The sequence below is a fragment of the Kitasatospora sp. NPDC001175 genome (genome assembly GCF_053598215.1).
In genome coordinates this window covers 54,024-78,814 of sequence record NZ_JBSFJU010000025.1, presented here as the reverse complement: position 1 = coordinate 78,814, position 24,791 = coordinate 54,024, and the positions used below count along the sequence as shown (strand labels likewise).

22 protein-coding genes are annotated in these 24,791 nt (G+C 72.5%); 14 read left to right on the top strand and 8 right to left on the bottom strand.

What is annotated here, in order from left to right; all coding sequences use genetic code 11:
- Positions 1–22: 22 nt before the first annotated feature.
- A complete protein-coding gene (locus ACWDAK_RS19800) occupies positions 23–787 on the bottom strand; it encodes a VOC family protein (RefSeq protein WP_344635891.1) in 765 nt (254 codons plus the stop codon).
- A gap of 14 nt (positions 788–801) precedes the next feature.
- Positions 802–1,710 (bottom strand): NADP-dependent oxidoreductase, encoded by a 909-nt coding sequence (locus ACWDAK_RS19795; RefSeq protein ID WP_427394116.1) that lies wholly within the window; start codon positions 1,708–1,710, stop codon positions 802–804.
- A gap of 236 nt (positions 1,711–1,946) precedes the next feature.
- On the opposite strand from ACWDAK_RS19795, the gene ACWDAK_RS19790 reads away from it, so the two are divergent.
- Entirely contained in the window at positions 1,947–2,609 is a 663-nt protein-coding gene (locus tag ACWDAK_RS19790) for a GTP cyclohydrolase II (protein ID WP_344635893.1), read from the top strand.
- Positions 2,610–2,990: 381 nt separating this feature from the next.
- On the opposite strand, the gene ACWDAK_RS19785 is transcribed toward ACWDAK_RS19790, so the two are convergent.
- Both ACWDAK_RS19785 and ACWDAK_RS19780 read right to left on the bottom strand, forming a co-directional pair.
- Positions 2,991–5,147, bottom strand: a complete 2,157-nt coding sequence (locus ACWDAK_RS19785) for a putative bifunctional diguanylate cyclase/phosphodiesterase (RefSeq protein ID WP_344635894.1) — start codon at positions 5,145–5,147, stop codon at positions 2,991–2,993.
- Positions 5,144–5,950, bottom strand: coding sequence for an SAM-dependent methyltransferase (locus tag ACWDAK_RS19780; protein ID WP_427394115.1), 807 nt, complete (start codon positions 5,948–5,950; stop codon positions 5,144–5,146). Before ACWDAK_RS19780 ends, ACWDAK_RS19785 begins: the two co-directional genes overlap by 4 nt.
- 223 nt (positions 5,951–6,173) lie before the next feature.
- Between ACWDAK_RS19780 and ACWDAK_RS19775 the strand changes: the two genes are divergently transcribed.
- The 6 genes from ACWDAK_RS19775 to ACWDAK_RS19750 all read left to right on the top strand — a co-directional run bounded on the left by ACWDAK_RS19775 (position 6,174) and on the right by ACWDAK_RS19750 (position 13,899).
- Complete coding sequence (locus ACWDAK_RS19775) at positions 6,174–7,370, top strand: winged helix DNA-binding domain-containing protein (RefSeq protein ID WP_427394114.1); 1,197 nt, start codon at positions 6,174–6,176, stop codon at positions 7,368–7,370.
- A gap of 390 nt (positions 7,371–7,760) precedes the next feature.
- Complete coding sequence (egtA, locus tag ACWDAK_RS19770) at positions 7,761–9,095, top strand: ergothioneine biosynthesis glutamate--cysteine ligase EgtA (protein WP_427394113.1); 1,335 nt, start codon at positions 7,761–7,763, stop codon at positions 9,093–9,095.
- Complete coding sequence (gene egtB / locus ACWDAK_RS19765) at positions 9,089–10,435, top strand: ergothioneine biosynthesis protein EgtB (protein ID WP_344635898.1); 1,347 nt, start codon at positions 9,089–9,091, stop codon at positions 10,433–10,435. Before egtA ends, egtB begins: the two co-directional genes overlap by 7 nt.
- On the top strand, positions 10,435–11,175 hold the full coding sequence (gene egtC / locus ACWDAK_RS19760; RefSeq protein ID WP_344635899.1) for an ergothioneine biosynthesis protein EgtC: 741 nt from the start codon (positions 10,435–10,437) through the stop codon (positions 11,173–11,175). The genes egtB and egtC overlap by 1 nt, the downstream gene beginning before the upstream one ends.
- Before the next feature lie 163 nt (positions 11,176–11,338).
- A complete protein-coding gene (egtD, locus tag ACWDAK_RS19755; RefSeq protein ID WP_427394112.1) occupies positions 11,339–12,322 on the top strand; it encodes an L-histidine N(alpha)-methyltransferase in 984 nt (327 codons plus the stop codon).
- Positions 12,323–12,474: 152 nt separating this feature from the next.
- The gene (locus tag ACWDAK_RS19750) at positions 12,475–13,899 is read left to right on the top strand and encodes a sugar porter family MFS transporter (protein ID WP_425557573.1); all 1,425 of its coding nucleotides are present in this window, start codon (positions 12,475–12,477) and stop codon (positions 13,897–13,899) included.
- Between the two features lie 159 nt (positions 13,900–14,058).
- Here ACWDAK_RS19750 and ACWDAK_RS19745 read toward each other — a convergent pair whose 3' ends face one another.
- The gene (locus tag ACWDAK_RS19745; protein ID WP_427394111.1) at positions 14,059–14,274 is read right to left on the bottom strand and encodes a DUF397 domain-containing protein; all 216 of its coding nucleotides are present in this window, start codon (positions 14,272–14,274) and stop codon (positions 14,059–14,061) included.
- Positions 14,271–15,098, bottom strand: a complete 828-nt coding sequence (locus ACWDAK_RS19740; protein ID WP_427394110.1) for a helix-turn-helix domain-containing protein — start codon at positions 15,096–15,098, stop codon at positions 14,271–14,273. The genes ACWDAK_RS19745 and ACWDAK_RS19740 overlap by 4 nt, the downstream gene beginning before the upstream one ends.
- Before the next feature lie 220 nt (positions 15,099–15,318).
- Here ACWDAK_RS19740 and ACWDAK_RS19735 point away from each other — a divergent pair, with 220 nt between their 5' ends.
- The 3 genes from ACWDAK_RS19735 to ACWDAK_RS19725 all read left to right on the top strand — a co-directional run bounded on the left by ACWDAK_RS19735 (position 15,319) and on the right by ACWDAK_RS19725 (position 17,369).
- The gene (locus ACWDAK_RS19735; protein WP_427394109.1) at positions 15,319–15,678 is read left to right on the top strand and encodes an ATP-binding protein; all 360 of its coding nucleotides are present in this window, start codon (positions 15,319–15,321) and stop codon (positions 15,676–15,678) included.
- A gap of 133 nt (positions 15,679–15,811) precedes the next feature.
- Positions 15,812–16,090: a hypothetical protein gene (locus tag ACWDAK_RS19730; RefSeq protein WP_427394108.1), complete on the top strand. Its 279-nt coding sequence runs from the start codon at positions 15,812–15,814 to the stop codon at positions 16,088–16,090.
- Between the two features lie 40 nt (positions 16,091–16,130).
- Positions 16,131–17,369 carry a phosphotransferase family protein gene (locus tag ACWDAK_RS19725; protein ID WP_427394107.1) on the top strand — a complete coding sequence of 413 codons (1,239 nt, stop codon included), beginning with the start codon at positions 16,131–16,133 and terminating at the stop codon, positions 17,367–17,369.
- 46 nt (positions 17,370–17,415) lie between these two features.
- Here ACWDAK_RS19725 and ACWDAK_RS19720 read toward each other — a convergent pair whose 3' ends face one another.
- Positions 17,416–18,060, bottom strand: a complete 645-nt coding sequence (locus tag ACWDAK_RS19720) for a TetR/AcrR family transcriptional regulator (protein ID WP_344635907.1) — start codon at positions 18,058–18,060, stop codon at positions 17,416–17,418.
- Positions 18,061–18,236: 176 nt separating this feature from the next.
- Here ACWDAK_RS19720 and ACWDAK_RS19715 point away from each other — a divergent pair, with 176 nt between their 5' ends.
- The 3 genes from ACWDAK_RS19715 to fabG all read left to right on the top strand — a co-directional run bounded on the left by ACWDAK_RS19715 (position 18,237) and on the right by fabG (position 21,573).
- Entirely contained in the window at positions 18,237–19,400 is a 1,164-nt protein-coding gene (locus ACWDAK_RS19715) for an acyl-CoA dehydrogenase family protein (protein WP_427394106.1), read from the top strand.
- 112 nt (positions 19,401–19,512) lie between these two features.
- A complete protein-coding gene (locus ACWDAK_RS19710) occupies positions 19,513–20,700 on the top strand; it encodes a thiolase family protein (protein WP_344635909.1) in 1,188 nt (395 codons plus the stop codon).
- Between the two features lie 114 nt (positions 20,701–20,814).
- The gene (fabG, locus tag ACWDAK_RS19705; protein WP_344635910.1) at positions 20,815–21,573 is read left to right on the top strand and encodes a 3-oxoacyl-ACP reductase FabG; all 759 of its coding nucleotides are present in this window, start codon (positions 20,815–20,817) and stop codon (positions 21,571–21,573) included.
- A 95-nt stretch (positions 21,574–21,668) separates the two neighbouring features.
- Here the strand turns inward: fabG and ACWDAK_RS19700 are convergent, their stop codons facing one another.
- Positions 21,669–23,621 carry a hypothetical protein gene (locus ACWDAK_RS19700; protein ID WP_427394105.1) on the bottom strand — a complete coding sequence of 651 codons (1,953 nt, stop codon included), beginning with the start codon at positions 23,619–23,621 and terminating at the stop codon, positions 21,669–21,671.
- Positions 23,622–24,123: 502 nt separating this feature from the next.
- On the opposite strand from ACWDAK_RS19700, the gene ACWDAK_RS19695 reads away from it, so the two are divergent.
- On the top strand, positions 24,124–24,774 hold the full coding sequence (locus tag ACWDAK_RS19695) for a DUF4232 domain-containing protein (protein WP_427394104.1): 651 nt from the start codon (positions 24,124–24,126) through the stop codon (positions 24,772–24,774).
- Positions 24,775–24,791 lie beyond the last annotated feature (17 nt).

Genomic DNA, 24,791 nt, shown 5'->3' with positions numbered 1-24,791 from the left:
AAGGGGGCACCCCCGGTCGGTCTCAGTCCTCCGTGCCCACCACGTGGATCCCGAACCTGGCTCCCTGGGCGTCGTGGAGCACCGCCAACCGGGGCCCGCCCGGTACTTCCGTGGGAGGCAGCATGACCGTGGCGCCGAGGGCGGCGGCCCGCTCGGCGACCAGGTCGACGTCCGCGACCGCGAAGTACGGCATCCAGTACGGCGGGACGTCCGGCGGGAACTGCTCGGTCATGTCGAGCATCCCGCCGAAGTCCTCGCCCGCCAGGCCCCACTGGGTGTACGTCTCGCCGACGGTCACGCTCCAGCCGAAGACCCGGCTGTAGAACTCCTTGGCCCCGGCGGTGTCCCGGGTGGCCAGTTCCACCCAGCCCAGCGAGCCGGGTTCGTTGAGCAGGCCCGCCCCCTTGAACGCCTTGGGCTGCCAGACGGTGAAGACCGCGTCGCCCGGGTCCGCGAGTACCGCGAAGCGCCCCTCCTCGTAGATGTCCGTGGGCTCCTTCAGCACCCTGCCCCCGTTCTCGACCGCCGCGGCGGCGGTGGCGTCGGCGTCCGCCGAAGCGAAGCCGATCAGCCAGGCGGTCCGCTGCCGGGGGGAGACGATGGGGCTGATCGCGGCCACCGGGGCGTCGCCGACCAGGAGTTGGGTGTAGTCGGCGGCCTCGGGGCGGGCGTCGGTCCTGGTTTTCCAGCCGAAGAGTTCGAGGTAGAAGGCCCTCGCGGCCTCGGGGTCCGAGGTGCCGAGTTCGACCCAGCAGGGCGCGTTGACGACAGGCGTGGTGATCTTCACGGTGGGGCGTCCAATCAGCCGAGGTCGAGGACGAGCTTGCCGCGGACGTGACCCGACTCCACCTCGGAGAGGGCGTGCGCGGCGTGTTCCAGGGTGTAGGTGGCGGCGATGTGCGGATCGAGCGCGTCGAAGGCGACCAGCTTGGCCAGCGCCTCCAGGGTGTCGGCGCCGCCGCTGCGCCGGACGAACGCCCCGCCGAGCTCGGCGGCCGTGGCCGGGTCGACGGTGGAGACCAGCTTGGCCGGGTCATTTAGGGTGACGGCGGCGGCCCGCAGGTCGTCGCCGCCGACCAGGTCCAGGAGCCCGTCCACGCCGTCCGGCGCGACGGCCCTGATCCGGTCGGCCACGCCCGCGCCGTACCGGATCCGGGTGGCGCCGAGCGACTCCACGTAGGCCTGGTTGCCGTCGCCGGCCGTGCCGAGCACGGTGAGCCCGTGCCCCTTGGCGAGCTGGGCGGCGGCCGTGCCGACCCCGCCCGCGATGCCGAGGATCAGCAGCGTCCGCCCGCTCCCGAGGTCCAGCTGCTGCACCGCGTCGTACGCGGTCGCCGCGGCCACCGGCAGCGTCGCCGCCTGCGTGAAGCTGACATCGGGCCGCTTGTGGGCGCAGGTCGCGGCGTCCAGCAGGGTGTGCTCGGCGTAGCCCCCGGCGACGGTGGGGCCGAAGACCTCGTCCCCGGCCGAGAAGCCCTCGACCCCCTGACCCACGACCTCGACCACCCCGGAGACCTCGCAGCCGAGCACGGCGGGAAGCGGCCGCCCGGTGGCCAGGTAGCCCTGCCGGATCTTCCAGTCCACCGGGTTCACTCCGGCGGCCCGGACGGCGATCAGCAGCTGGCCCGGTCCTGGCGATGGGATGGGGCGGTCGAGGAACTCCTGGTTCTCCGGCCCGCCGTAGGCCACGAATCCGAATGCCTTGGACATGCTCTTCCTAACGCTCGGCGGCACCCCCTTCACCAGCTTGCGTGCGGGGCCGCACGGGCGGACGGGAATGCTGAGCCGAACGGGGCGCCCGATCCGGCAGCCGATTCCGACGGAAAACATATTTGTTCAAATTCGAACTACAGTGTACGGTCGAGCCCGACCAGCCGTTTCGAATTCGAAGCACCCGCACTCCCGGGCCGCGACCAGCCGCCCGGCGACCGCCCCGGAGGCCCGGCATGCCCCAGCCCGAGCACGCGCAGCACCGCCTGGAGCCGGGCCCGGCCACCGTCCGTTCCCGGGTGCGCATACCGCTCACCTTCGGTGACGGCTACCGCGTCGAGGCCGAGGCGCACACCTTCCACGGCCTGGCCGACGGCGCCGAGCACCTCGCCCTGCGGCTCGGCGGGCCCGGTCGAACTCCGCTGGTCCGACTGCACTCGGAGTGCCTGACCGGCGACGTCTTCGGCTCGGACCGCTGCGACTGCGGACCCCAGCTGCGCGAGGCCGTCGAACGGATCGCCGAGAGCGGCGGCTACCTGCTCTACCTCCGCCAGGAGGGCCGGGGCATCGGCCTCTACAACAAGCTCGACGCCTACGCCCTGCAGGACTCCGGCCTCGACACCTACCAGGCCAACACCGCCCTGGGCTTGCCCGAGGACGGCCGCGACTACACCGCCGCCGCCCAGATGCTCACCACCCTCGACGCCACCGGCATCCGCCTGCTCAGCAACAACCCCGACAAGGCCGCCCAACTCACCGCGCTCGGAATCACCGTCACCGAACGCGTCCCCACCGGCGTCCACCTCTCCGAGAGCAATGTGCACTACCTCAGCACCAAGGCGGCCGGCACCGAGCTGACCCTCGGTCACGGCATCCCGCTGCTCCCACTCGGCGCCTGAACTTCCTCCGCTGCCAAGGGAGTCGGCCCACTACCCCGACCTTCGATGGCATCGACCCGCTGACGCCGGTGCGCTGCCGACCCGATGAGGAAGCGCACCGGGCGTCGCGGTGGCATGCGGGCACCTCACGACGGGCACGCTCGACCCCGCCGGCGCGCCCTGACCACGGACGGTGCGGCGGGAGGACGGCACACTGCCCCGGCGGCAGGTCCACGGTGGACGGCTGACTGACACCGGCGCTCTTCTCGGTGCGACGTGCTCCGGAGCGGCACCAGAGCTCCATCATCGGCAGGCGACTCACACCCCGTCAAGGGCGTTTGTCCCGGTTTTACCGATACGTACGGCTGAGCGGCGGTGTACGCACCGTACCGCCGGGCAGCCCTACCGGCCGCTCCGGGCGATGCGGCGGGCGATGTCGGCCGGGCGGGCCGGGCGGCCGAAGTGCCAGCCCTGGGCCCAGTCGCAGCCCATCTGCCGCAGCCGCTCGGCGTCGTCGCCGCTCTCGACGCCCTCGGCGGTGACGGTCAGGCCCAGGGTGTGGGCGAGCGAGACCAGTCCACTGATGATCCGCCAACCCAGTGCGGCGTCCTTGCCGGGGTCGTGCAGGTCGCCGACGAAGGAGCCGGCGATCTTCAGCCCGGAGACCGGAAGGTCGCGCAGATAGGCCAGGTTGGACCAGCCGGTGCCGAAGTCGTCTACGGCCAGCGAGACTCCCATGTCCACCAGCGCGTGCAGGTACTTCAGGGCCTCGTCCTCGGGGCCGACCACGGTGGACTCGGTGATCTCCAACTGGAGCTTCTCCGGGCTGAGTCCGGTGGAGTTCAGGATCCGCTCCAGGTCGCCGACCAGGCTGGCGCTGCGGGCCTGACGGACGGCCAGGTTGACGTTCAGCTGCGGCGCGGCGTCGCCGAACCGCCGTACCCAGTCGGCGGCCTGGGAGCACGCCTGCTCCAGCACCCAGCGGCCGAGCGGCATGATCAGGCCGGTCTCCTCGGCGATCCCGATGAACTCCTCCGGGCCGAGCACGCCCAGCTCCGGGTGCCGCCAGCGCACCAGTGCCTCGACCGAGACCAGCGAACCGTCGCGCAGCGAGCACAGCGGCTGGTAGTCGATGTAGAACTCGCCCCGGTCCAGGGCCGCGGGCATCCTGACCGAGACCGTGTAGCGGCTGACCGCCCGGGCGTTCTCCTCCGGGTCGAAGAGGATCCAGCGGCCGCGCCCGGCCTCCTTGGCCCGGTAGAGCGTCAGGTCGGCGGCCCGGACCGCCGCGCCCGGCGTGGTGCTGGCGACCCGGCGCTCCAGTACGCCGACGCTGGCCCCGACGGCCAGCCGGTGGTCGCCGATCAGCACCGGCTTGGTGAGCGCCGCCAGTACCGTCTTGGCCGCCGCGACCGCCTCCTGCTCTCCCCGGCAGTTCTCCAGCAGGACCACGAACTCGTCGCCGCCGAGCCGGGCCACCAGGTGGCCGAGCGGGGTGAGTGCGGCCTCCAGGCGGCCGGCCACCGCCGACAGCAGCTGGTCGCCGGTGTCGTGGCCGAGACTGTCGTTGACGACCTTGAACCCGTCCAGATCCACGTAGCACAGGCCGAAGCGGGCCCCCGGCTCGGGCTCCTCGAACAGCTTCTCCAGGCGCTCGAAGAAGGCCACCCGGTTCGGCAGCCCGGTGAGCGGGTCGTGGGTGGCCTGGTGGCGCAGCCGTTCCTGGAGGCGGTAGCGGTCGGTGATGTCCTCCAGCATCGCCACCTGGTAGACCGGCTTGCCGTCGTCGTCGCGGATCAGCGAGACGGTCAGATGGGTCCAGACCACCTCGCCGTCCTGCCGGTAGTACGGCTTGTCGAACTGGAAGTAGTCCCGTTTGCCGGAGATCAGCTCCTCGTACGCCTCCCAGACCTCCGGGGTGTCCTCGGGGTGGACCAGGTCACCGACCCGGCGGCCCTGGAGATCCTCGGGGCGGGCCCCGAACAGCTCCAGCAGGGCGCGGTTGACCGCCAGTATGTTGCCGTCCACGTCGCCGAGGCCGATCCCGATGGCCGCGCTCTCGAACAGGGCCCTGAACCGGGCCTCGGAGGCGCGCAGCGCCTTCTCGATCTCCTGGCGCGCGGTGTCGGCCGCCAACCGGATGGACTCCTGCTCGCGCAGGGTCCGCTCGCGCAGCGCCGCCGCCCAGCCCGCCGCGAAAGCGCCGCAGAGCTCCGGGGCGCGGCCGTCCAGCGGCTGGATCTGCAGCAGCTCGACCGCGCGGGAGAGCACCGCCGGGTCGGTGAACTGGGCGTCCACCAGCAGGGCGCCGGCCTGGGCGGCGAAGTCGGGCTGGAAGGGGTGCTCCAGCTGCGCGCGGTGCAGCAGCCCGGCGGTCCGGGAGATCAGCCGGCCCAGGATGTCCGGGTCGACGGCCACCCCGTGGCCGTCCTGGAGCAGCCTGGCCCACTCCTGGTGGAACCGGGACGCGGCGTCGTGCCGGGAGGTGGTGGTGTGCTGCCCGCCGGTGCGGTCCTGTCTTTCGGGCCAGGCGGCCTCCTCCGGCGGGGCCCAGCTCACCGGAGGAACCCGACTCCGGCCAGACCGGACATCCACTCCGGGTGCGGGCCGACCCCGTCGGGGTTCTCCGGATGCCACTCCGGCAGGAAGACGACACCGGGCTCGACCAGCTCGAACCCCTCGAACAGTGCCGTGATCCGGTCCCGGCCGCGCATGGTGAGCGGGGTCGGGGTGCTCTTGTAGAGGTCCTGGTGCGGTCCCGCCTGGTCCGGGCGACCCTCGGTGGAGGCGTGGCTGAGGACCAGCGCGCTGCCCGGCGGCAGGGCGTCGCGCAGCACGGACACCAGCCTGGCGGGGTCGTCCTCGTCGGTGATGAAGTGCAGCACCGCGACCAGCAGCACCGCGACCGGCCGGCCCTCGTCCAGCAGTTCGGTGACCTCGGGGCGGGAGAGCAGGTCCTCGACCGAGCGCAGGTCGGCCTCCACCACCTGGCTCAGCGGGTCGTCCTTCAGCAGCAGGCGGCTGTGCGCGACCGCGACCGGGTCGCGGTCCACGTAGACCACCCGGGACTCGGGGCGGATGCCCCTGGCCACCTCGTGGACGGCGCCGAAGGTCGGGATTCCCGAGCCGATGTCCAGGAAGCGGGTGATGCCCCGCTCGGCGACGCGCCGGACCGCCCGGCGCAGGAAGGCCCGGTTGGAGCGCATGATGGCGGGCAGGTCGGGCCAGAGTTCGATGGCCTTGCGGGCCATCTCGCGGTCGGCCTCGAAGTTGTGGGAACCGCCGAGGTAGTAGTCGTAGACCCGGGCGGCGTTCGGCTTGTCGAGATCAGTTCCGGCGGGGACCCAGTGCGGTCGTCCCATGGCGGCAACCCTTCCGGAGCTGTGGACAGTAAAACGTCAAGATCTTCCTATCATCATTCATTACCTGCAAGCCGGGTGGCCTCGGGACGCGGTCACGGCGGCGGGCGGAAGGTGCCGGTCAGGGAGCCGGGACCGGCGGCAGGGGGAACGCACCGGTCGGAAGTCCGGCACCGGTGTCAGACCCTGCCTCTATGCTCGGCGCCCCGACCGACCGGAGGTTCCCATGAGCACCGCCCGCCCTCTGATCGACAGCAGTCGGCGCCGGGCCCTGCTGGCCGCCCGTCACCTGCTCTCGCCGCCGCACCGCGCCCGTACTCCGGAGCAGGTCGCCGGGGCGGTGGTGGCCCTGCACTCCAGCGACCCCGCGACGGTCTTCCTCTCCGCCGCCGCCCGCCTCGAGCACTCGGACACCGCCGCGCTTGAGAGCGCGCTGTACGAGCGGCAGACCCTGGTGCGGATGCACGGCATGCGGCACACCCTGTTCGTCCTGCCCGAGGAGCTGGCGTCCGTGGTGCAGTCCTCGACCACCCGGAAGGTGGCCGAGAAGGAGCGCCGGATGTTCACCGCCTTCGCGGCCGGCGGCGGCTTCTCCCCCGACTGGCTGGCGAAGGTGGAGAGACTCACCCTGGCCGCGCTGGCCGACTGCGAGCAGGCTTCCGCCTCCCGGCTGGCCGAGCTGGTACCGGAGTTGCGCGAGGCCGTCCCGGTCGCGGTGGGCAAGCCGTACCAGTCGACCCACACCATCGGCACCCGTCTGCTGCGGGTGCTCGGCATGGAGGGCGGGATCGTCCGCGGCCGCCCGCTGGGCGGCTGGACCAGCGGGCAGTACCGGTGGGCGCTGCGGGCGCCGCTGGCCGAACTGCCGGTCGCCGAAGCCCAGGCGGAGCTGGTGCGGCGCTGGCTCGCGGCGTACGGACCCGCCACCGCCGAGGACGTCAGGTGGTGGACGGGCTGGGGTGTGCGGGAGGTACGCGCCGCCCTCACCGCCTGCGCGGCGGCCCCGGTCCGACTGGACGTCGGCGACGGGGCGGGGGACGTCGAGGGGTACGCGCTGCCCGAGGATGCGGACGGTGCGACGGACGGTCCGGAGCCGGAGCCGTGGGCCGCACTTCTGCCGGGGCTCGATCCGACGCCGATGGGCTGGCGGCAGCGCGACTGGTTCCTGCCCGCCGAGCACCGGGCGGACCTCTTCGACCGCTCCGGCAACATCGGCCCCACGGTGTGGTGGAACGGGCGGATCGTCGGCGGCTGGGCGCAGCGGGCCGACGGCGAGATCGTCCGGGAACTGCTGGAGCCGGTGGGCGCCGAGGCCGAGGCCGCGATCGACGCCGAGTCGGCCCGCCTCGCCGTCTGGCTGGGTCCGGTCCGGGTGACACCCCGCTTCCGCACCCCGCTGGAGCGCCGCCTGAGCAGCCGCTAGCGCGAGCGGCGCCCGGTCCGGCCGGGCGGGGCACGGAACCCGTCAGCGGTAGCGGCACGGGCCGCCCGGACGGGTTGTGATCCCTCTCTCGGTTCCGCCCTGCCGCCGCCCTCGCCGGAGCGAGAACTCACCCGTCTGCCGCCTTCCGTCGGCACCGCGCCGACCTGCGCCCTTCCCCGGGACGGGACGGCTGCGGCGCCTCAGCGGCGGCCCCTCGTCGCGCGGCGGCGGGTCTTCGGCCGGTCGGCGGGGAGGTTTGATTCGTTGCAGACTGAGCAAAAGAACCCGGGCCGCGACCGCGGCCCGAGGATGGTGAGTCCGGTGACAGCCGTACGACCGAACCATGCGCACCCGACAGCACCGCCCCCGCCACCGACCGAGGTGAGTCCGGTGACCGAGACGCTGACCGACATATCCCCGAGCGCAGAAGTGCAGCCACTGACCGAGGCGAACGCCGAGGGGCATCTGGCCGCCATCTGCTTCAAGATCGGCCCTCCCCGACTGGTCGGCGTGGAGGCGGAGTGGTTCGTCCACGATGTCCGGTCCCCCGGCGCCCAGGTGCAGCCGGAACGGGTGACCCAGGCCCTCGCGGCGCTGCCCGCCGACCCCGCCGGCAGTCCTCCCGGCCCGCTGTTCCCGGCGGGTTCCCTTCTCACCCGCGAACCGGGCGGGCAGGTCGAGCTCAGCTCCCCGCCCGCCGACAGCCCCGGCGACTGCGCCGAGGGTCTGCTGCTCGACCAGGGCGCCCTGCGGGCCGCACTCGCCGCCCAGGGCCTGCGTCTCACCGGCTCCGGCACCGACCCGCTGGCCCGCGAACGCCGGATGCAGCTCTCCCACCCCCGCTACCGGGCGATGGAACGGCACTTCGACCGCACCGGGCCCTGGGGCCGGACGATGATGTGCGGCACCGCGTCCCTGCAGGTCTGCGTGGACGCCGGCACCGCGAGCGGCCCGCAGTCGTACGCGGCACGGTGGCGGCTGCTCCATCTGCTCGGCCCGGTGCTGGTCGCCGCCTTCGCCAACTCTCCGTTACTGGACGGCCGGCCGGCCGGCCACCGCTCCACCCGGCAGATGGTCTGGTCCAGGGTGGACCCGACCCGCACCCTGGCGCCGCGGCTCGCCGACGGCGACCCGGGCGAGAACTGGGCCCGCTACGTCCTGGACGCCGAGCTGATGTGCATCCAGCGCGGCGACGGCCGCTCCTGGGCCGCACCGGCCGGGCGCACCTTCCGCGACTGGCTGCGCGAGGGCGGCGAACGGCCGCCCACCCTGGCCGACCTGCACTACCACTGCACCACGCTGTTCCCGCCGGTCCGCCCGCGCGGCCACCTGGAACTGCGCATGATCGACGCTCAGCCCGACAGCGGCTGGCTGGTCCCGCTGGCGCTGGTCAGCGGACTGCTCGACGACCCGGTGGCCGCCGACACCGCACTCGCCGCGCTGGAACCCCTCGGCACCCTCGACCGGCTACCTCCGCGCTCCGAACTCTGGCGCCGGGCAGCCACTTTGGCGATGGCCGATCCGACGCTGCGCCGGGCCGCGCTGGCCTGCTTCGGTGCCGCCGAACAGGCCCTCGCCCGCCGTACCGGCAGCGGACGGCTGAGCCGGGCCCTGACCGAGTTCGCCGAGCGCTACCCCGCGCGGGGCCGATGTCCCGCCGACGACCAGCTGGACGCCCTGCGGGCCGGCGTCCACCCCGTCCTCCAGGAGAGCGCACCATGCTGAACGCCGACCGTCTCCCCCAGGCCGCGCCGGAGCCCACCGGCGCCGAGCCGCTGCGCGAGCGGATCGCCGCCGAGCTGCTGGCCGCCCGCGAGCGGACCGCCGCGCTCACCGACTGCGTGGACGACCGCGACCTGACCGCCCAGCACTCCCCGCTGATGTCGCCGCTGGTCTGGGACCTCGCCCACATCGGCAACCAGGAGGAGCTCTGGCTGCTTCGCAATGTCGGCGGTCGAGAGGCGATGCACCCGGAGATCGACCCGCTCTACGACGCCTTCGAGCACCCGCGCGCGAAGCGCCCCGCGCTGCCACTGCTCGCCCCGGCCGAGGCCCGCGCCTACTCGTACGAGGTGCGCGGCCGGGTGCTGGACCTGCTCGCGGCCAGCCCCCTCGAAGGGGCGCCGCTGCTGGACGGTGGCTTCGCCTTCGGGATGATCGCCCAGCACGAGCAGCAGCACGACGAGACGATGCTGATCACCCACCAGCTCCGGCAGGGCCCGGCCGCGCTCACCGCTCCCCCGCCACCGGCCCTCGATCCCGATCCGCTGCCGGCCGAAGTCCTGGTCCCGGCGGGCCCGTTCACCATGGGCACCGACACCGAGCCCTGGTCCCTGGACAACGAGCGGCCCGCCCACCGGGTCGACCTGCCGGCCTTCCGACTGGACACCACCCCGGTGAGCAACGCCGCCTACCAGGAGTTCATCGCGGACGGCGGCTACCGTGACCCGCGCTGGTGGACGGCGGAGGGCTGGACGCACCGGCAGCGCGCCGGCCTCGGGGCCCCGCTGTTCTGGCACCGCGACGGCGGCCAGTGGCTGCGTCGCCGCTTCGGGGTGACCGAGCCGGTGCCGGGCGACGAGCCGGTACTCCACGTGTGCTGGTACGAGGCCGACGCGTACGCCCGCTGGGCCGGGCGGCGGCTGCCGACCGAGGCCGAGTGGGAGAAGGCCGCCCGGCACGACCCCGCCACCGGCCGTTCCCGCCGCTTCCCGTGGGGCGACGCCGAACCGACCCCGGAGCTGGCCAACCTGGGCCAGCGCCACCTGCAGCCGGCCCCCGTCGGCAGCTACCCGGCCGGCCGGTCGCCGTACGGGGCGCGGCAGTTGATCGGCGACGTGTGGGAGTGGACGGCCAGCGACTTCCGGCCGTACCCCGGCTTCGGGGCCTGGCCCTACCGGGAGTACTCCGAGGTGTTCTTCGGCCCCGAGTACAAGGTGCTGCGCGGCGGCTCGTTCGCCGTCGCGCCGGTGGCCTGCCGGGGCACCTTCCGCAACTGGGACTACCCGATCCGGCGGCAGATCTTCTCCGGCTTCCGCACCGCCGCCTCGGTCGAGGAAGCCTGATGTGTCGTCACCTCGCCTATGTAGGGCGTGCGTTGGCCATACGGCAGCTGCTCGTTGACCCGCCCGCGAGCCTTTACCGGCAGTCCTGGGCCCCGCGACTGCAGCAGTACGGCAGCATGAACGCGGACGGCTTCGGCGTCGGCTGGTACGCCGCGCACGACCCGGTTCCGGCCCGCTACCGGCGGGCCGGGCCGATCTGGGCCGACCCCTCCTTCACCGACCTCGCCCGGGTGGTACGGACCGGCGCCCTACTCGCCGCCGTGCGCTCCGCCACCGACGGCTGCGCGCCGGGCGAGGCGGCGGCGGCACCGTTCGGCGCCGAGCGGTGGCTCTTCAGCCACAACGGCGCGGTGCCCGGCTGGCCGCGGCAACTGGGCAAGCTGGCCGCCACCCTGCCACCCGAGGAGCTGCTCGGTCTGGAGGCCGCCAGCGACTCCGCCCTGCTGTGGGCACTCACCCTGCACCGGCTGCGCGCGGGCGCCCCGCTGGACGTCGCGCTCGCCCGGACCGTCCTGGAGGCCGCGGACCACAGTGCCGAGGCCCGGCTCAACCTGCTGCTCACCGACGGGACTTCGATCGCCGCCACCAGCTGGGGCGACACCCTCTGCTACCGGCTGGGCCCCGGCTCGGTGGTACTCGCCTCGGAGCCGTACGACGACCTGCCCGGCTGGGTGCACCCGCCCGACCGCTCACTGCTGCTCGCCGGCCCCGACGGCGCGACCGTCCGACCGCTCGGCTGACCGTCCCCCGCACCGCACGGCCTCCTGCGGAGCGCAGGGGCTTCACCGCACCGGACTCCACCCAACCGGGCTTCACCGCACCGGACTTCACCGCACCGGACTTCACCGCACCGAGAACTCACCGCACCGTGAACTCGCCGCACCGTGAGAGGAACTCCGCACCATGGGCACCTTCGACCTCACCCGACTGCTCCCGGCTGACCACTTCAGCAGCGCGCTACGGCACGACGTCCGGCACGGTCTGACCGCGAATCCCAAGTGGCTGCCACCCAAGTGGTTCTACGACGCCCGGGGCAGCGAGCTGTTCGAGGAGATCACCCGGCTACCCGAGTACTACCCGACCAGGGCCGAGCGGGAGATCCTGATCGCCCGCTCCCGCGAGATCGCCGCCGTGACGAAGGCCCGCACCTTGGTGGAGCTTGGCTCCGGCTCCTCCGAGAAGACCCGGCTGCTGCTGGACGCGCTCCGCGAGGTCGGCAGCCTGCGGTCCTACATACCCGTGGACGTCAGCGAGAGCGCGCTGACCTCGGCCGGGCGGGCACTGACCGGGGAGTACCCGGAGATCGCTGTGCACGCCATCGTCTCCGACTTCACCCGGGGCCTCGGCCTGCCCCCGGACGGCGGCCCCCGGCTGGTCGCCTTCCTCGGCGGGACCGTGGGCAACATGCCCCCGGCCGAGCGGGCCGAGTTCCTGGCCACGCTGCGCCGGGAACTGGAGCCGGGCGACGCACTGCTGCTCGGCACCGATCTGGTCAAGGAGCCGGCCGTGCTGGTCGCCGCGTACGACGACGCGGCCGGGGTGACGGCCGCCTTCAACCGGAACGTGCTCTCCGTGGTGAACCGGGAGCTGTCGGCGGACTTCGACCCGGCGGCCTTCGAGCATGTCGCGCTCTGGGACCCGGCGGCCGAGTGGATCGAGATGCGGCTGCGTTCCCGCAGGTCGCAGACGGTGAAGGTGGAGGCGCTCAGCCTGCCGGTGCACTTCGCCGAGGGCGAGGAGCTGCGGACGGAGATCTCGGCGAAGTTCCGGCACGCCCGGGTGGCCGACGAGCTGACCGCCGCCGGGTTCAGGCTGACCGAATGGTGGACCGACGACCAGGGGCGGTTCGGGCTGTCCCTGGCGGAGCCGGTCGGCAGGAACGGCTGAGGCCCCCGGGCCCACCGGGGAGCGCCCCGGTGGGATGCGTTCGCGCGATGTTCAACTCTTGAAGAGTCTGGGTGATCACCGATGCTCTGATGTACAAGGTTTAAACGATGTGGTTACTATCTCAGCGCCTCAGCGTTGAGTACAGGAGTCAGATCGTGAGCGTCACCCAGCAGCCCGTAAGGTCCGGGGCCACGGCCCCGGACCGGCTCGGCTTCGTCGTCTTCATCACCGCAGCCGCCGCCCTCGGCGGCTTCCTGTTCGGCTACGACAGCTCCGTGATCAACGGCGCGGTGTCCGGCATCCAGGACCGGTTCGGGATCGGCGACGGCGTCACCGGCCTGATCGTCTCCTCCGCGCTGCTGGGCTCGGCGGTCGGCGCCGCCCTGGCGGGCCGCTTCGCCGACCGCTATGGCCGCATTCGAGTCATGAAGGTGGCGGCCGTCCTGTTCGCCATCAGCGCGGTCGGCTCGATGCTGCCGTTCGCCGCTTGGGACCTGGCGTGCTGGCGGGTGCTCGGCGGTGCCGCGATCGGTATCGCCTCGGTGATCGCCCCGACCTACATCGCCGAGGTCGCGCCCACCAAGTACCGGGGCCGGCTGGCCTCCTTCCAGCAGGCCGCGATCGTGCTCGGCATCGCCATCTCGCAGCTGGTGAACTGGGTGCTGGCCGAGTCGGCCGGCGGTGACACCCGCGGCCACCTGCTCGGTCTGGAGGCGTGGCAGTGGATGCTCGGGATCTGCGTGATCCCGGCCGTGGTCTACTTCGTGCTCTCCTCGATGATCCCGGAGTCGCCCCGCTACCTGATCTCGGTCGAGCGGCTGGACGACGCCCGCAAGGTGCTGCGCGAGGTCGAGGGCGAGGGCGTCGACACCGAGGAGCGGATCGCCGAGATCCAGGGCCTGATCGCCTCCGACCACCAGCCGCGCTTCAAGGACCTGCTCGGCGGCCGCTTCGGCCTGCTGCCGATCGTCTGGGTCGGTATCGGCCTCTCGGTCTTCCAGCAGCTCGTCGGCATCAACGTGATCTTCTACTACTCGTCGATCCTCTGGCAGTCGGTCGGCATCGACCAGAGCAGCTCGCTGCTGATCAGCTTCTCCAGCTCGATCATCAACATCGTCGGCACCGTGATCGCGATCCTGCTGGTCGACCGGATCGGCCGCAAGCCGCTGGCGGTCATCGGCTCGGTCGGCATGGCCGCCTCGCTGGCCGCGGCCGCCTGGGCGTTCAGCTCGGCCACCGGCAGCGGCAGCGACGTCAAGATCCCGGACCTGCAGGGCACGGTGGCCCTGGTCGCCGCCAACGCCTTCGTCCTCTTCTTCGCCCTGTCCTGGGGCGTGGTGGTCTGGGTGATGCTCGGCGAGATGTTCCCGAACCGGATCCGCGCGGCCGCCCTGTCTGTCGCGGCCTCGGCCCAGTGGGTCGCCAACTGGCTGATCACGGTGTCGTTCCCGTCGATGTCCCGCTGGAACCTCTCGGCGACGTACGCGATCTACGCGGCGTTCGCGGCGCTGTCGATCCTCTTCGTGGCCCGGTTCATGAAGGAGACCAAGGGCGTCCGCCTGGAGGACATGGGCTGACCTGAGCCCTCCCGCACGCCGGGCCCCGCATCCTCCTGCCGTCGAGCGGAGGTGCGGGGCCCTCGTGCGCGGGTCAGCAGCCATGTCGCACCCCAGGCATGTCACAGCCCCAGCGCGAGCGGTCCGCGCTGGGGCTGTCCGTTGCTGCGGTCGAGCCGGTCAGACAGTCGGGAAGTCCCCCGCCTTTACCCCGGTGACGAAGGCCGACCACGCTTCTGCGGGGAAGACCAGCGCGGGGCCGTCGGGATCCTTGGAGTCACGGACCGGCATCACGCCGGGAAAGCCGTCGGCAACCTCGATGCAGTCGCCACCCTGGCCGCCACTGAACGAGCTCTTGCGCCACGCTGCCGACGAGAGATCGAGTGAGTTGCTCATGTGCCTAGTCCTTCCATAGTCGAGCGGATCATGGCCACGGACGCGGCCGGTGGTAGTGCCTCAGCCCGGGCAAGATCGTAGGCCATGACGCACTCGCGCACGTCTTCCGGCCGCTCGACCAGGTGCCCGGTACGCGGCCCCTCAACGTAGACCACGTCAGCCCCTTCGTTGAACGAAATGACGGTCAGGGAGCCGTCCATTGCGGCGTGCTCGCCAGCATCAAACGGCAGCACCTGTAGGACGACATGCGGCGTGTTCGCCAGCTTGATCAGGTAGGCCAATTGCTCCCGCATCACGGCAGCTCCGCCGACTGGCCGCCGGATGATGGCCTCATCCAGCACTGCCCAGACGAGAGGCGGAGACACCGACTTGAGCAGTGCCTGTCGGCCAAGTCGGGCGGCTACGCGCTCCTCGATCTGTTCCTCGCTGTCTCGCGGCCGACCGGCGGTGATGATCGCGCGTGCGTACGCCTCGGTCTGGAGCAGCCCGGGAACAGCCTGGACTTCGAACTTACGGATCGAGATGGCTGCCGCTTCGAGTTCCACGTATCCCCGGAACCAAGACGGGAACGCCCCCCGGTTGACCAGCGGCCATAGTCGAGACAAGGCGCCGTCCGTGTTCAGGGCGGCATCGCAGCGCTCGGCAAAATCCTGCGTGGGCGACCGGCGGGCGGTCTCCACTAACCCGACCAGCGCACCCGTGTAGCTGATGATCTCGCCCAGCCTCTCCTGCGTGATCCCAGCCGCCGATCGGTAGCGGCGCAGTTCTGATCCGAAGTAGGCGAGAACGGATGACGATGGGTCAAGTTCGCGTGCGGGTGGCATCGGTGTGCAATCCCCCTGTCCGACTGGGGCTCTGGTTGGACCGTCTCCCCTGGTGAGCGTAGCCCGGTGTGTCGACTCTGAGAGGGCGGAAAGCCAATTCGACCCGTCCCACTGGATGCCTTGCCCTGAGGGGGATCTGCCCTTGTCCAGAATGCTCGATCGACCGCCCGCCATCGCGAGTGAAGACTCATGCTGGCTGCCCTACAGTCCCAAGGCGCCCGTGTGGGCCCGCCAGCTGCTCCGGGAACTGCTGGCCGATGTGGAGGACGGCCACCTGTACGCGGAGACGGGCGAACTGCTGGTCTCCGAGCTGGTGACCAATGCTGTCAGACACGGGCGTGTGCCGGGACGGCTGCTGTGGGTCCGGCTGGAGCTGCGAGTGGGGTTGCTGCGGGTCGAGGTGCACGACGCGAGCAGTGACCGGCCGACGGCCCGTACGCCGGGCGTGGAGGACGAGTCGGGCCGGGGGCTGTGGCTGGTCGAGCAGCTGTCGGTGCGGTGGGGTTGGCATCCGCGTTCCGGCGGCGTTGGCAAGGCGGTGTGGGCGGAGTGCGCTCCGGCGGCCGGAGGTAAGCGGTGACGGAGCTCTCGCCCCCGGGGCGCGCGAAGCAGGAACGGGAAGCAAGCGGCACGTCGAGGACGGGTGAGTCATGACCGGAGCTGCGAAGGCCGGCAGGACGCCGGAGACGGAGACGACCTTTCCACACCCGGTCATGGTCGAGATCAAGGGCCTGACACGGACGGCCACGTTCACCCGGCTCGCCGACGCGGTCGCGGCGGTGCGGACCACCCTTGCCACGCTGTCGCTGGACGACGCCCACGCCGCCTACCTCGCCGAGCAGTTCGCGCCGGAAGCGGTCGACCGCATCGGCCGCCAGCTGGCCGAGGTCGGCATGGTGCGCTCCATCGCGTTCGTCGGGATCGATGCCCACCCGATCTACATCCGCCCGGCAGGGAAGCGGCAGCAGGTCCAGCCGCGCCGCGATGCGTAATTCGCTTGCCCGGCGGTCCGGTGGGTTCGAGACTGCTCGGATGGCGGAAGCGGTGCTGCGGCGGACGGTCCGGGTCCTGGTGACCTGGCGGGGTGAACGGATCGGCGTCCTCGGGCCGTTCCCGGTTGAGAGCGGCTGGTGGCACGATGTGGCGCCGGTGGCCGCCGGCGCCGAGGCCGTGCTCGGGGTGCCTGTGCTGGTGCTGCGGCTGGTCTCGGTCGCGGGCGGCGAGGGCGGGCGAGGCGGGCTGGCCACCTACCACGCGGAGGCCACTGCCCGGCCGTTGGGTGAACTCGCTGCCTTCGGCGATGAGTTGGGCAAGGATCCGCTGCGGTCAGATTGGGCCACCGCCGAGGGGCTGCGGGCCGCACTGGACTGGGCCGACGACGCCCTGCGGGCGTCCGGGCGGCCGGCGACCGGCCCGGTCGAGCAGGTGAAGAGCTGGAACCTGTCGGGGCTGTACCGAATACCGACCGCGAAAGGCCCGGCCTGGCTGAAGACCACACCCTCCTTCGGGGCTGCCGAGGCCCGGGTGATCGACCTGTTCGGTTCCATGGACCCCCAGTTGGTCCCGGTGGTGCTGGCGGCGGACGGCGTCGGGCGCCGGCTGCTGCTCGACCACGTACCGGGCGAGGACTGCTGGGGCCTGCCGGACGACTCGATGCTCTCCGCGATCGAGCGGCTGGTCGCCGCGCAGGCCGCACTGGCCGGGCGGGCGGCCGCTTCGGGCCTGGACGACCGGACGCCGGGGCGGCTGGTCAGCATGTACCGGGAGCTGCTGCTGCGCACGGACGAACTAGGGCTCACTTCAGCCGAGTTGGCTCAGGCCGAACACCTCAGCAACGAACTCCCATATCTGGCTATCGAGTTGGCTGCCTGCGGGCTGCCGGAGACGGTCCTGCACGGCGACTTCCACCCCGGCAACTGGCGCTTCGACGGCTGGTGTTCGGTGCTGGTGGACTTCTCCGACGCCTGCCTCGGCAATCCGGCCTTCGACGGACTTCGACCCCGGGCCTTCCTGTCCGAGGAGCGCTGGGCGCAGGTCCGCGAGCGCTGGATCGCCGCCTGGTCCGCCCACGTGCCCGGCTCCGATCCCGCACGGGCACTGGAGGTCGCCGGACCGCTGATGCACCTGGCCTACGCGGTGCGGTACCAGACCTTCCTGGACAACATCGAGGCCGGCGAGCGGATCTACCACGAGGGGGATCCGGCCGCGGAGCTGCGCCGCGCGATCGCCTCGTACCGCGCGGTCGGCTCGCAGCGGGCGATCGGCGGGTGAGCCTCCGGGACGGCGCGAGCCGTGACCTGCCCGCCCCGGGACCGCCTCAGCCCCTGGACTCCGGGGCGGGGAACCTGAGCGCGAGCCCGTCCAGCAGGGCCTCCAGGCCGGTTTCGAAGGCGCCGTCGTCGATGGCGCGGCGGTGCTCGGCGAGCAGGTGGGCTTCGCCGAGGTGCGGGTACTCGGCGGCGTAGAGCTGGGCGTCCTCGGGGAAGCCGGCGGCGAAGGAGGCCAGCGCCGAGCCGGTGATGAAGTAGCGCATCAGCGCGCCGATCCGGGTCGCCTGACCGCGCGGCCAGCCGGCGTCCACCAGGAAGCCGAAGACCGCGTCGGCCAGCCGCAGCGCGTTGGGCCGGCGGCCCGGGCCCTGGGCGAGGACCGGGACGATGTTGGGGTGGGCCGAGAGCGCGGCGCGGTAGGAGCGGGCCCAGTCACGCAGGGCACCTCGCCAGTCCGCACCGCCCTCCGGGCCGAACATGCCGAGGTCGACCTCGCCCATTACGCTGTCCACCACCGCGTCCAGCAGCTCGTCCTTGGTGGCGAAGTGGTTGTAGAGCGAGGGGCCGCTGACCGAGAGCCCGGCGGCCAGCCGACGGGTGGAGAGCGCCTCCAGGCCCTCGGCGTCGACCAGCTCGAGAGCGGCCATGACGATGCGGTCGCGACTGAGCAGCGGGGTGCGCGGGCGCGCCATCATCGCCTCCTCGGCGGGGGTTCCGGATGTCCGCCGGTCATTCTCGCAGCCTGCCTCCGGGCGCCTCTTCCCAGATCCGGACCCGGCGGGCTACAGTCCAGGAAAACTTGCACCGCTAGTTTAACGACCCCGGCTCCTGGGGCAAGGAGCCGGACGAGGACGAGGGATCCGCCGCGATGAACCTGGAGCTCTCCGAGGAACAGGCCGCCGTGCGCGCGCTGGCCGCCGACTTCACCGACCGCGAGATCGCGCCGTACGCCGCCGACTGGGACCGGGCGGAGTCGGTGGACCGGGGGATCGTCGGCAAGCTGGCCGAGGTCGGCTTCCTGGGGCTGACCATTCCCGAGGAGTACGGCGGCAGCGGCGGCGACCACCTGGCGTACTGCCTGGTGCTGGAGGAGCTGGGCCGGGGCGACTCGGCGGTGCGCGGGATCGTCTCGGTGTCGCTGGGGCTGGTGGCCAAGTCCGTCAACGGCTTCGGCACCGAGGAGCAGAAGCGGTACTGGCTGCCGAGGCTGACCTCGGGCGAGGCGCTGGGCTGCTTCGCGCTGACCGAGCCCGGCACCGGCTCGGACGCCGCCAACCTCACCACCCGGGCGGTCAGGGACGGCGACAACTGGCTGATCACCGGCACCAAGATGTTCATCACCAACGGCACCTGGGCCGAGGTGGCGCTGGTCTTCGCCCGCACCGGCGGCGGCGATCCGGAGCGCCAGGGCCATCGCGGCATCACCGCCTTCCTCGTCCCCACCGGCCTGCCTGGCTTCGAGCGCCGGGAGATCCACGGCAAACTGGGCCTGCGCGGCCAGGCGACCGCCGAACTGGTCCTGGACAACGTACGGGTGCCCGACAGCGCCCGGCTCGGCGCCGAGGGCAAGGGCTTCACGGTGGCGATGGCCGCACTGGCCAAGGGGCGGATGTCGGTCGCGGCCGGCTGCGTCGGTATCGCCCGGGCCTGCCTGGACGCGGCGGTGAAGTACGCCGGGGAGCGCGAGCAGTTCGGGAAGCCCATCGCCTCCCACCAGTTGGTGCAGGAGCTGCTCGCCGACATATCGGTCGACATCGAGGCGGCCCGGCTGCTGACCTGGCGGGTGGCCGACCACATCGAGCGCGGCCTGCCGTTCGCCACCGAGTCCTCCGTCGCCAAGCTGTACGCCAGTGAGGCGGCGGTCCGGGCCGCCAACAACGCCCTGCAGGTGTTCGGCGGCTACGGGTTCATCGACGAGTACCCCGTCGGCAAGTACCTGCGCGACGCGCGGGTGATGACCCTGTACGAGGGCACCAGCCAGATCCACAAGCTGCTCATCGGACGTGCCCTGACCGGTGTCAGCGCGTTCTGATCCAGCGAAGTCCCCGAAACCACCGGCATCCGGCGGCACTCCCGAACCGCCCGCATCCGGCCCCCGAAGCCACCAGCAGGAAATCAGCACGTCAGTAGAGGAGCCCGAAGAAGTGCGTCCCGTCTACTTCGCCGCCGCCCGCCGCACCCCGATCGGGCGGCTGCGCGGCGCGCTGTCCAGCGTACGGCCCGACGACCTCTCGGCCGCCGTACTGCGCGGACTGCTCGACCAGGTACCGCAGTTGGATCCGGCCAGGATCGACGACGTCTACTGGGGTGCCGCCAACCAGGCCGGCGAGGACAACCGCAACGCCGCCCGGATGGCGGTGCTGCTCGCCGGGCTGCCGGAGAGCGTGCCCGGCGCCACCCTCAACCGGCTCTGCGCCTCGGGCATGGAGGCCGTCACCACGGCGGCCCGCGCGATCGGCTCCGGCGAGGCTGAGATCGTGATCGCGGGCGGCTGCGAGTCGATGAGCCGCGCCCCGTTCGTCCTCCCCCGCCCGGACGAGGCACTGCCGCACCGGATCGAGACCTTCGACACCCGGCTCGGCTGGCGGCTCACCAACCCCAGGATGCCCGAGCTGCACGGCGTGCTCTCGATGGGCGAGACCGCCGAGGAGGTCGCCGCCCGGTACGGCGTCACCAGGGAGCAGCAGGACGAGTTCGCGCTGCGCAGCCACCAGCTGGCCGCGCTCGCCCGCAAGGAGGGGCACTTCGACGCCGAACTCCTGCCCGTGGTCCGCCCGGACGGGCTGGAGGTCGGCCAGGACGAGGGCATCCGGGAGGACACCACGCTGGAGAAGCTGGCCCGGCTGAAGCCGGTCTTCCGGGAGGGCGGCACGGTGACCGCGGGCAACGCCTCGCCGATGAACGACGGGGCGGCCGGGCTGCTGCTGGTGAGCGAGGAGGCGCTGCGGGAGCTGGAGTTGGAGCCGCTCGGCCGCTACGTCGGCGGGGCCTCTGCCGGGGTGCACCCGGATGTGATGGGGATCGGCCCGGTGCCGGCGACCCGCAAGCTGCTCGGCCGGGTCGGCTGGCAGGTCGCGGATGTCGAGGAGGCCGAGTTCAACGAGGCGTTCGCGGCCCAGGCGCTGGCCTGTGTACGGGAGTTGGGCTTCGACCCGGAACTGGTGAACCCGAGCGGCGGCGCGATCGCGCTCGGCCACCCGCTCGGCGGTTCCGGCGCCCGGATCCTGACCACGCTGTTGCACCGGATGCGGCGGACAGGTGCCCGGCGCGGACTGGCCACCATGTGCGTGGGCGTCGGCCAGGGCAGCGCGGTGGTGGTCGAACGGGTCTGACGGCGGACAGGCCCCGCTGCGGCGATCGGCCGCGAGCACCCGGCACGGCTGTGCGGGGCGCGCGCCAGATCGGCCGCGCCCCAGGAAGTACCCAGTTACCCAGGAGGATTGGCAATGGCACGTTTCGTGGGCAAGGTCGCCGTGGTCACCGGCGCCGCGCAGGGCATCGGCGCGGCAACCGCGCTGCGGCTGGCCGAGGAGGGCGCGGCGGTCGCCGTGGTGGACCTGACGGCCGAGCGGGCACAGGGCACGGTGGAGGCGATCACCGCCAAGGGCGGCACGGCGCGGGCCTACGGCTGCGACGTGGCCGACTACGACGCGGTGGAGGCCGTGTTCGCCACCGTGGCTGCGGAGTTGGGCGGGATCCACATCCTGGTGAACAACGCCGGGATCACCCGGGACAACCTCTTCTTCAAGATGCCGAAGGCGGACTGGGACGCCGTCCTGACGATCAACCTGACCAGCGCCTACAACTGCAGCCACGTGGCGCAGAAGTACATGGTGGAGCAGCGGTACGGCAAGATCGTCTCGCTCAGCTCGCGCTCCGCGCTCGGCAACCGGGGCCAGGCCAACTACGCGGCCGCCAAGGCGGGGATCCAGGGGCTGACGGCGACGCTGGCGATCGAGCTCGGTCCGTACAACATCAACGTCAACGCGGTGGCCCCCGGCTACATCGCCACCGCGATGACCGCCGCCACCGCCGAGCGGGTCGGCGCCACGCCCGAGGCGCACCAGGCCGAGGTCGCCGAGCGCACCCCGCTGCGCCGGGTCGGCCGGCCGGAGGAGATCGCCTCCGTGGTGGCCTTCCTGGCGAGCGAGGACGCCTCGTACGTGAGCGGCCAGACCCTGTACGTGAACGGCGGCGCGCGCTAGAACAGGTGACGGCTGTCCGTCAGTCGGCCGATCCCGGAGCGTCGTCACCTGCTCCGGGGTCGCCCGCTGCCCATCCGGGTGGCCCCCGGCCGGGCTCAGAGCTGGGTCTCGATCTCCGCGGTCACCAGCTGCTTGAGGTAGCGCTCGGCCGCGCGGAGCTTGCGGCCGTCCGGGCCTGGCAGGTAGGCGCGGAGTTCGATGATCTCCGGTGCCACCCTGATCGCCTCGGCCTTGTCCTTGATCGAGCGCCAGCACGCCTCCGCATTGGTGGTCGCCTGCTGGGCCTCCGGGTGCTCGGGTCCCACCGAGCGGATCAGCGTCAGAGCCACCTCGCGGTACAGCTCGGCGGCCTGCTCCGGACGGCCCGCCAGCCGCATGACATGGGCGCGGACCTGGCGGACCTGCAGCACGGCCGGGGCGACGGGTCCGTGCTCGGACACCGCCTGCCGCTCCAGATCGAGGGCCAGCTCCATGGCGCTCTCGTGCTCGCCAGCGTCGGCGCTGCGCACGATCCGGCCGATCGTCTCGCGGTACAGGGCGATCGGATCCGCTGGAGCGGACTCCGGGTCGGGCTCGGCGGCGGGCTCCGGGTCGGGCTCGGCGGCGGGCTCCGGGGCCGGGCTCGACAGCTCGGCGCCGGACGGCTCACGGTCCGACGGCTCGGCGGCAGGTGCCTCGGGGGCCGTGGCCGGCTCCTTGTCCAGGCTGACCACGGCGGCGGTCACCGCGGACTCGTACGGCTGCGGTTCCGGCGCCGGGAGCGGCTCGGTCTTCGGCTCGGTCCGCGGCTCCGGGTGCTCCACGACGGTGGCGGGAAGGTCCTTGAACAGGTTCACCAAAGGCACTCCCGCCTCCGCGGGCCCGTCCCCGGGCGCCTGCCGGACCGGCTGCGGCGCCGCCTTCAGCAGCGAGACCGGGCGCACCGGACGCGGCGGCGTCGGCGGCACACCGGGCTTGAGCAGCGAGACCGGCCGCCGTGGGACCACCGGCAGCGTCGGCTCCGGCGTCGGCCCGGCCGTGCCCTTGTCCAGCCGTACCCGGTCGGCCTGAGCCTTGCGCGGCCGCGCCGCTCTCGCGGGCGGCTTCGGCATCACGGCGGACGGAAGTCGCCCGTCGTGCGGCCGGGGCTCCGCATCGCCCACCTGGCGGGAGGTGTTGCGGAACAGCGGCCGGTCGGCCGGGTGGGAGGTGTGGATGATCACGTCGGGGCGCAGCACCGAGTGCACCTGCTGGCGCAGCTGTTCCGGCGTCAGGACGGGCTCGGCGCCCGGGCGGCCGCCGTGCAGTGCCTCTATCAACGCGCGGGTGAAGGTGCCGATCTGCTCCGGGTCCGGAGCGACGACCGCCCAGAGCGGCACTCCGTCCGTCAGCGGGGAGATGGTGCTCTGGAGCTGCGGCCAGACGGCCTGGTCGGCGCTCAGGTCGGCGATCACCAGGGTGTCCCACTCGGCCGGGCGGTGCTGCAGCTCGGCCGCGACGGCCGACCAGGGCAGCCCGTCCTGGCGGATCGAACCCGCTTTGGAGTCACGCAGCGTCAGGTAGAGCTGGCCGCCGCGCCGGTCGGCGATCAGGTGGCCACCCAGGTGGATGATCAGTGGTCCGGCGTGCCGGGCGGCGGCCCGCAGATGGGCCAGGACGCTCTGCGGGTCGCTGGCGCCGGGCAGATGGACGGCGTCCACGGCGTCGGCCGCCAGCAGGATCGACGGCGAGACTGCGGCCAGCATGGCCGAGAGCACCGGCGCCTGGGTCGAGCCGCTGCGCCCCAACAGACGGCGGCCTGACCCGCCGTAACCGCCCTCGATCACCAGGATCCGGCCGCGCGGCCCGCCGCCGAGTCCGGGGCTCGCCGCCACGGGCGCGGGGGCCGGCTGGGGCCGGATCGCGGGCATCATGCCGGTCCAGCCGGTGACGGGCATCCGGCCGTCCGGGGTGTCGGGAAGTGGCGGCACGGTGGTGCGCTCGACGGCCGGCACGGCGTCACCGGGGTACGGCTGCGACTCGCCGTAGCCGCCCGCGGGGCCGGTCGGGCTCGGCGGGGTGCTGGGCATCGCCGGGGGGTTCGGAGGGACCGGCGGCGCGGTGGGCGGGGCCACCGGGTACGGGGACGGTGCAGCCGTGTCGTCGGCGCCGGGTGGACGGTTGCCACTCCCGGAGGTCGATGTGAGGTCAGCCAACGCCGGTCTCTCCCGCCCCGCCCCGCTACTTCCGCGGGGTCCTTCTTTCCTACCGTGGTGTCCTTCACCACGCGCGACCACGCAACCTTACGGTGTGATGCCTCGGGCGAGCCAGGCCGGTCCCTCGATCGCGTGGCCGCCGGTCGGTACCCCCGCCGTTGCCGCGCGCCGGCCCGACGTACCGGATGCCGGAGCCCGCCTGCCACCGGGCGGCTACGGCCGACGGCGGCGAAGGGGAGGCGGTGTCGAAAGGTGGCGGCGGTGGAGGGGCGGCGGCGACCACCCACCTTGCACACCGTCAGGAACCCGGTCTCGATCGCGGTCCGCCGCCTCGATACGGCAAAGCACCGGTCAAGAGCTGTGGCAGGATGCGTGAATGAAGACGACCACTGCCGGACACCGTTGGATGCCGCTCGCCGGCACGGGCCTGCTGCTCTCGGCGAGCTTACTGCTCACCGCCTGCGGCACGCGGCCGGCGACCGAGTCCGGGCCGGGCGCCGCAGCGCACGCCGTCACACCCACCGCCGCACGCGCCGTCGCACTCGATCCCGCTCCTTCCGATGCCGTTCCGAGCAACTCCCCGGGCAGCTCGGTTCCCTGCCCCGCTTCGGGAGTCGACCTCCGGGCCGGGGAGGCCGACGCGGCGATGGGACTGCGCGTCCTGACCGTCGAGTTGGTCAACTGCGGCAACCGGCTGTACGCCCTGAACGGCTACCCGGCCGTCCGCGTACTGGACGAGAACCGGGAACCGCTCGACATCGCGGTCGGGCACGGCACCTCCGACATCGCCGTCATCGACCGCTTCGACGCCGGTCCCGCGCCGCTGAGCCTGCAGCCGGGCGAGAGCGCGCGGTTCGGGCTGGTCTGGCGGAACACCGTGACCGACGGCAACGACGCCCCTGTCAACGGCAGTTACCTGTCCGTCACACCCCGCCCCGGGGATCCGGCGCAGAGCGTGCCGGCCTTCCTCGACCTCGGCACCACCGGGAAACTGGGGATCAGCGCCTGGTCCCCGTCTTCCCGGTGAGTTGCCGTCGGGCGGTG